We start from the raw sequence: 6,518 nt of genomic DNA, 5'->3' as shown, positions 1-6,518 counted from the left end.
ATGCCTCCGGCACCTTCAACGAGATGACCCGCGATGCCGCCTGGCGCCGGATGGAAGCTGCCGGTGCGCAACTGATGACCTGGTTCGGCGTGGCCTGCGAGCTGCACCGCGACTGGCGCAACGACGTCGAAGGCCTGGCCGCGCTGTGCTCCAACCACATCCCGGACTACCGCAACCTGATCACCAGCTACAACGCCCTCACCGCGAGCAAGTGACCCAGCCAAACGCCGGTCGGTACGCCTCGTGACCGACCGGCCAGCCGCGCGATGGAATGTTCCTCGCGCCCCGCACTCAAGATCCAGACCTACCCGACTTTCAGGAGATTCCGACATGAGCACACTAGTTACCCGCGATGGCACCGCGATCTATTACAAGGACTGGGGCAGCGGCAAGCCCGTGCTGTTCAGCCACGGCTGGCCGCTGGACGCCGACATGTGGGATGGCCAGATGGAGTTCCTGGCCAGCCGCGGCTATCGCACCATCGCCTTCGACCGCCGCGGCTTCGGGCGTTCCAGCCAGCCGTGGAACGGTTACGACTACGACACCTTTGCCGACGACATCGCCCAGTTGATCGAGCACCTGGACCTGCGTGACGTCACCCTGGTCGGCTTCTCCATGGGCGGTGGCGATGTCACCCGCTACATCGCCAAGCATGGTAGCGAGCGCGTGGCCGGGCTGGTGCTGCTGGGTGCGGTGACGCCACTGTTCATCAAGACCGCCGACAACCCCGAGGGCGTCGACAAATCGGTATTCGACGGTATTCGCGACGGCCTGCGTGCCGACCGTGCCCAGTTCATTTCCGACTTCGCCGCGCCGTTCTATGGCATCAACCATGGGCAGAAAGTCTCCCAGGGCGTGCAGGCCCAGACCCTGAACATTGCCCTGCTGGCCTCGCTCAAAGGCACCATCGACTGCGTGACGGCGTTCTCCGAAACGGACTTCCGCCCGGACATGGCGAGGATCGATGTACCGACACTGGTGATCCACGGCGATGACGACCAGATCGTGCCGTTCGAGACCACCGGCAAGAAAGCCGCCGAGATGATCGAGGGGGCGCAGTTGAAGGTGTATCAGGGTGCACCACACGGCTTTGCCGTGACCCACGCGCAGCAATTGAACGACGACTTGCTGGCGTTTCTGGCGAAGTGACCGGCTGAGGCCGGGCCTGCGCAGCTGCGGGATTGAGGGCGACTGGAGACAGTCGCCCTTTTTGCTGTTTGTGTGGTGGGTTTTCGCAGGTATCAGATCACGCCAGTGGATCGGAAGGCTCTCACGCCTTAGGCGGAAAGCTGAAACTCCCTCCCGGAACGCCTTCCCTCCAGAATTGTGCATTCTGTGTAGAGGAGCAACGTTCAAATGAGCTCGATGTGCTTGAGGTGTGTAAGGTATGGCCTTACACTTTGGCGACCATGATACGAAGCTTCAGGCACAAGGGCCTCAAGGCTTTGTACCAGCGTGACGACAGGTCGGGTGTTCGTGCCGATCATGTACCGCGCTTACGAAGACTCTTGGCCTCACTCGAGATCGCGAAGGGCCCGCACGATATGGAGCGTCCGGGAAACCGTATTCATCCCCTGCGCGGACATTTGGAGGGGTATTGGGCTGTCAACGTATCGGGAAATTGGCGGCTGGTGTTTCGCTTTGTCGGCACTGATGCAGAGCTTGTGGACTATCTGGACTATCACTAGGAGGCACTGTCATGCCCATGCATAACCCCCCCCATCCGGGTGAAGCGTTGCGCGAGGATGTCCTGCCGGCGATTGGCCTGAGTGTCTCTGCGCTTGCTCGTCATCTCGGTTATTCCCGGGGTCAACTGTCCACTGTGATGAACGGGCGCGCAGCTATCTCCGCCGATCTTGCGTACCGGCTTGAATTGGCTGGTCTGGGCAGTGCCCGCCAATATCTGGCAGAGCAGGCGGCGTATGATCTATGGCAGGCTGCTCATCGTGAGCACCCGCCTATCGCGCGGCTGGGATTTGCTTGAGCCGAAGCTGATTTTGACCCTTCCTGGCACGGCGTCGAGCAGGTGCCGTGTCGCCGCAGGGGCGGCATGGAGGCCCCTGCGGCATACAGCTCAGTCGCTATCCGATTCGAACAACCGCTCCAGCTCCACCCTGGCCTCCTTGGCCGTCTGCATCACCTTCGCCCGGTCATCGCGAACCCGTCCCTGTGCTTCCAGCACCTGCTGGTCGTGCTCGGTGAAGCGCTGGATGCGGTCTGCCGCCTGGGCCTCGCTCAGGCCAAGGCCGATCAAGGTCAGGCGGGTCATCTCCAGGCTCGAGTAGAAGGTTTCGCGAATCGGCTCGGCGCCGACGTCGAGCAATTTGTGCACGTGCTGGCGGTTACGCGCCCGGGCGATCACCTTCAGGTGCGGATACTCATGCTTGACCCGCTCGGCGATGCGGATGGTCGCTTCCGGATCGTCGGTGGTGATGACGAAGTACTCGGCCTCGCCGACCTTGGCCGCATGCAGCACCTCGGGGCGCATCGGGTCGCCGTAGAACACCGGGGCCTGTTCGAAGGTGCGGGTCATCTCGATGGCATCGACCGAGGTGTCCAGGGCGATGAAGGAGACTTTCTGGGCCCGCAGTATACGCGCCACGATCTGGCCCATGCGGCCCATGCCGATGATCACCACGCGCGGCGCGTCGGCCTGGATCGTGCGGTATTGCTCCGGCACTTCGCGGGCTGGCACCGGGCGCTTGATCAGACGCGAACTGGCCAGCAGCAACATCGGGGTCAGGGCCATCGACAGGGTGATGGTCATCAGCAGCAGATCGTAGGTGTAGGTGTCGAACAGGTTCTGGTCCTTGCCCAGCTTGAACACCACGAAAGCGAACTCACCGCCCGCCGCCAGCACCAGCCCCAGGCGCAGCGCGCTCAGGTTGCTCAGGCCGCCCACCGCACGGCCGACCAGCATCAGCAGTGGCAGTTTCACCGCTACCAGCAGCAAGGTCAGGCCCAGCAACAGCGCGGGTGCCTCCAGCAGCAGGCCAAGGTTGGCGCCCATGCCAACGCTGATGAAGAACAGCCCCAGCAGCAGGCCCTTGAACGGCTCGATCTGCGACTCCAGCTCGTGCCGGTATTCCGAGTCGGCCAGCAGCAGGCCCGCGAGGAACGCGCCCAGTGCCATGGAAATGCCGGCTTCCTCCATCAGCCAGGCGGTGCCGATCACCACCAGCAGCGCGGTGGCCGTGGACACCTCCGGCAGGCCGGTACGGGCGACAATGCGGAACAGCGGGCGCAGCAGGTAGCGCCCGCCGACGATGACGATGGCGATGCTGCCGAACACCCGCAGGCCATGTTCGATGCTGTCGCCGTGGCTGGTGTCCGGGCCGCTGGCCGCCAGCAGCGGCACCAGCGCGATCAGCGGGATTGCCGCGATGTCCTGGAACAACAGGATGGCAAAGGCCAGGCGCCCATGGGGGGCGTTCAGTTGCTTGCTTTCGGCCAGGCTCTGCAGGCCCAGCGCGGTGGATGACAACGCCAGGCCCAGGCCGAGCACCACGGCTGCTGGCAGGGACTGGGCAAAGCCGAACAGGGCGATGGCACCGATGATCGCGCCAGTCAGCACCACTTGTGCCAGGCCTACGCCGAACACCGCCTTGCGCATCAGCCACAGGCGTCGTGGGGAAAGTTCGAGGCCGATGATGAACAGCAGCAGGACTACGCCCAGTTCGGAAATGTGCGCCACGCTCTCGGTGTCGCGGATCAGGCCCAACGCTTGTGGTCCGATGGCCACGCCGGCGAGCAGGTAGCCGATGACGGCACCCAGTTGCAGGCGCTTGGCAAGGGGCACGGCGACGACGGCGGCAAGCAGGAAGATCACTGCGGTCTGCAGGATGCTGCCTTCATGTGGCATGGGTAGAACTCCAGGAGGCTTGGATGAAGCGCTGTGTGAGCAGGCGCCGGGGACGGTAGGCATTTTCGTCTCGGCGGGGGGAGGGGGCAACCGTCGGGGGTGGGAAGCAGCGTTCAGGATTTGGAGCCTTTATAGCCCTCGCGGGCCTCTTCGCGGGCAAGCCCGCTCCTACAAATGGGGGAGCGGGCTTGCCCGCGAAGAGGCCCGTGAGGCCACCATCGTTATTGCAGATGTTCCTTCAGCGCCTGCGCCGCCTGGCCCATCGCGCTACGAGTTCCGGGCACCTGCCCAAGCACGTTCAGCAATCCGAAGTCATGGATCATGCCGTTGTAGCGCACGGCAGTCACCGGCACACCGGCGGCATCGAGCTTGCGGGCGTAGGCTTCGCCTTCGTCACGCAGCACATCCATCTCGGCAGTCTGCACCAGTGCTGGTGGCAGGCCTTTGAGTTGGTCCAGGCTGGCCCGCAGCGGCGAAGCATGGATATCGTCACGCTGGCGCGGGTCGGTGGTGTAGCTGTCCCAGAACCACTGCATCATATTGCGGGTCAGGAAGTGCCCTTCGGCAAACTGGTTGTACGACGCATTGTTGAAGTTGGCATCGGTGACCGGCCACAACAGCGCCTGGAACCGCAACTTGGGCGTACCTGCTTCCTTGGCCTTGATCGCCACCACCGCCGCCATGTTGCCGCCGACGCTGTTGCCGGCCACAGCCAGTCGGCTGCCATCGACACCGATTTCCTTGCCGTACTCGGCTACCCAGCGGGTCGCGGCGTAGGCCTGGTTGATAGCGGTGGGGAACTTGGCTTCTGGCGATGGCGTGTAGTCGACATAGACCGCCGCCGCGCCGGAGCCGACCACCAGATCATGGATCAGCCGCTCGTGGGTCGGGTAGTCGCCCAGCACCCAGCCGCCGCCGTGGAAGAACATGAACACTGGCAGCTCACCTTTCGCGCCTTGCGGGCGCACCACGCGGATGTCCAGCGGCTTGCCGTCGATCTGCAGCGTGCGACGCTCGACCTCGATACCCGAGAGGTCGACCTTGACGCTGGCCTGCGCACCGCTGAGCACGGCCCGTGCGTCTTTGGGCGCCAAGGTTTCCAGCGGCTTGCCGCCACCGGCGGCCAGCGCGTCGAGGAAGCCCTGGGTGGTGTGCTCGACGCCGGGGCTACCGGCGGCGAAGGCGCTGTTGACGGCGAGGGCCAGCAGGCCGGTGGTCAGGGTGCGGGACAGTTTCATGGTTCAAGCTCCTCTGGTGTCGGGCCGTGGTGTTCAGTTCTGGTTGGCGGCGGTGGTGGGGTGGATGTAGCTGACCTTCTGCACCTGGCCGCTGCTGTCGCGGTAGGTGAGGGTGGCGGCCGAGGCATGGCTGCGGGTGCTGTTCGGGGCATCGACCGCGATGACCTGGGCGATGTCCAGGTTCATGCCGTAGTGGTACGGCGTGGCCTCGATGGACTGGGCGAAGGCGCCTGCAGTGGTGCCGAGGGTCAGGGTGGCGATGGCGAAGGCTTTGCGAGGAGTGGTCATGATCGTTCTCCAAGGGTTCGGTAAGGGGTCAGCGACTGCTTGCTGCTTGAAGTGAATATTGCGCGCAAATATTTAGCGCGCAAAATATATTTCTGCTATGGAGAAGATTGAGTGGGGTAATCGGTGGTTGTGCGGACGTCGGGTCAACTACCGGGGCGGTATTGCAGGGCCTCGGCCAGATGGGGGCGGGCGATGCGCTCGGCTTGTTCAAGGTCGGCCAGCGTGCGGGCGACCTTGAGCAGACGGTGAGCGGCGCGCAACGAAAGGTTGAGTCGCTCGCACGCGCCCTCCAGCCATGACTGGTCGGCGGCTTTCAGGTCGCAATGTTTGCGCAGGCCTGGCATATCGAGAAACGCGTTGGCACAACCCTGGCGACGCTGTTGCCGCTCGCGGGTCTGGGCGACCTGGGCGGCGACGCTGGCGCTGGTCTCGCCACTGGGCTGGTGGCTGAGGGTGGTGCTTTCGCGTGCGACCGTCAGGTGCAGGTCGATGCGGTCGAGCAGCGGGCCCGAGAGCTTGTTGCGGTAGCGCTGGATCTGCTCAGGGCTGCACCGGCAGCGGGCTGCCGGGTCGCCCAGGTAGCCGCAGGGGCAGGGGTTCATCGCCGCTACAAGCTGAAAGCGCGCAGGAAAGCGCACCCGGTCCCGGGCCCGTGAAATCACGATCTCGCCAGACTCCAGCGGCTCGCGCAGCACCTCCAGCACACGCCGTTCGAACTCGGGCAGTTCGTCAAGAAACAGCACCCCATGATGGGCCAGGGTGATTTCCCCAGGCTGCGGCCGACTGCCGCCACCGACCAGTGCCGGGCCCGACGCGCTGTGATGAGGGTGGCGAAACGGCCGCTGCGGCCAGCAGTCGATCGGTGCCTTGCCGCTGACCGACTGGATGGCCGCAACCTCCAGCGCCTCGTGCTCGTCCAGCGGCGGCAGCAAGCCCGGCAGGCGGCTGGCAAGCAAGGTCTTGCCGGTGCCGGGTGGCCCGGTGAACAGCAGGTTGTGCGCCCCCGCCGCCGCGACCAGCAGGGCGCGCTTGGCCGCGATCTGCCCCTGTACTTCGCTCAGGTCCGGATAGGGGCGCGCGCGTAGCATCAAGCCATTGGCAGCATAGGCTGGCAGCGGTGCCTGGCCATT

General features: G+C 64.7%; 7 protein-coding genes and 1 pseudogene. 4 read left to right on the top strand and 4 right to left on the bottom strand.

Annotated elements, in window-relative coordinates; translation table 11 throughout:
* The 4 genes and pseudogenes from VA602_RS15960 to VA602_RS15945 form a co-directional block, all read left to right on the top strand.
* Positions 1–215, top strand: a pseudogene (locus VA602_RS15960) (hydrolase); the annotation flags it as partial.
* 115 nt (positions 216–330) lie between these two features.
* Complete coding sequence (locus tag VA602_RS15955; RefSeq protein ID WP_054893706.1) at positions 331–1,149, top strand: alpha/beta fold hydrolase; 819 nt, start codon at positions 331–333, stop codon at positions 1,147–1,149.
* A 260-nt stretch (positions 1,150–1,409) separates the two neighbouring features.
* Complete coding sequence (locus VA602_RS15950) at positions 1,410–1,688, top strand: type II toxin-antitoxin system RelE/ParE family toxin (protein WP_054893718.1); 279 nt, start codon at positions 1,410–1,412, stop codon at positions 1,686–1,688.
* 11 nt (positions 1,689–1,699) lie between these two features.
* Positions 1,700–1,984 (top strand): HigA family addiction module antitoxin, encoded by a 285-nt coding sequence (locus VA602_RS15945; protein ID WP_081255182.1) that lies wholly within the window; start codon positions 1,700–1,702, stop codon positions 1,982–1,984.
* A gap of 90 nt (positions 1,985–2,074) precedes the next feature.
* Here VA602_RS15945 and VA602_RS15940 read toward each other — a convergent pair whose 3' ends face one another.
* The 4 genes from VA602_RS15940 to VA602_RS15925 form a co-directional block, all read right to left on the bottom strand.
* Entirely contained in the window at positions 2,075–3,862 is a 1,788-nt protein-coding gene (locus VA602_RS15940; protein WP_323453690.1) for a monovalent cation:proton antiporter-2 (CPA2) family protein, read from the bottom strand.
* Between the two features lie 221 nt (positions 3,863–4,083).
* Positions 4,084–5,100, bottom strand: coding sequence for an alpha/beta hydrolase (locus tag VA602_RS15935; RefSeq protein WP_323453689.1), 1,017 nt, complete (start codon positions 5,098–5,100; stop codon positions 4,084–4,086).
* Between the two features lie 33 nt (positions 5,101–5,133).
* Positions 5,134–5,388 carry a DUF2790 domain-containing protein gene (locus tag VA602_RS15930; RefSeq protein WP_323453688.1) on the bottom strand — a complete coding sequence of 85 codons (255 nt, stop codon included), beginning with the start codon at positions 5,386–5,388 and terminating at the stop codon, positions 5,134–5,136.
* 143 nt (positions 5,389–5,531) lie between these two features.
* Positions 5,532–6,518, bottom strand: a 987-nt coding sequence (locus VA602_RS15925; RefSeq protein ID WP_323453687.1) for a YifB family Mg chelatase-like AAA ATPase, incomplete at its 5' end; no start/stop codon positions are given.

The sequence above is a fragment of the Pseudomonas machongensis genome (assembly GCF_034961125.1).
GTDB lineage: Bacteria > Pseudomonadota > Gammaproteobacteria > Pseudomonadales > Pseudomonadaceae > Aquipseudomonas > Aquipseudomonas machongensis.
Note: the sequence above shows the minus strand (reverse complement) of the source record. Positions and strands in the feature narration are given on the sequence as shown.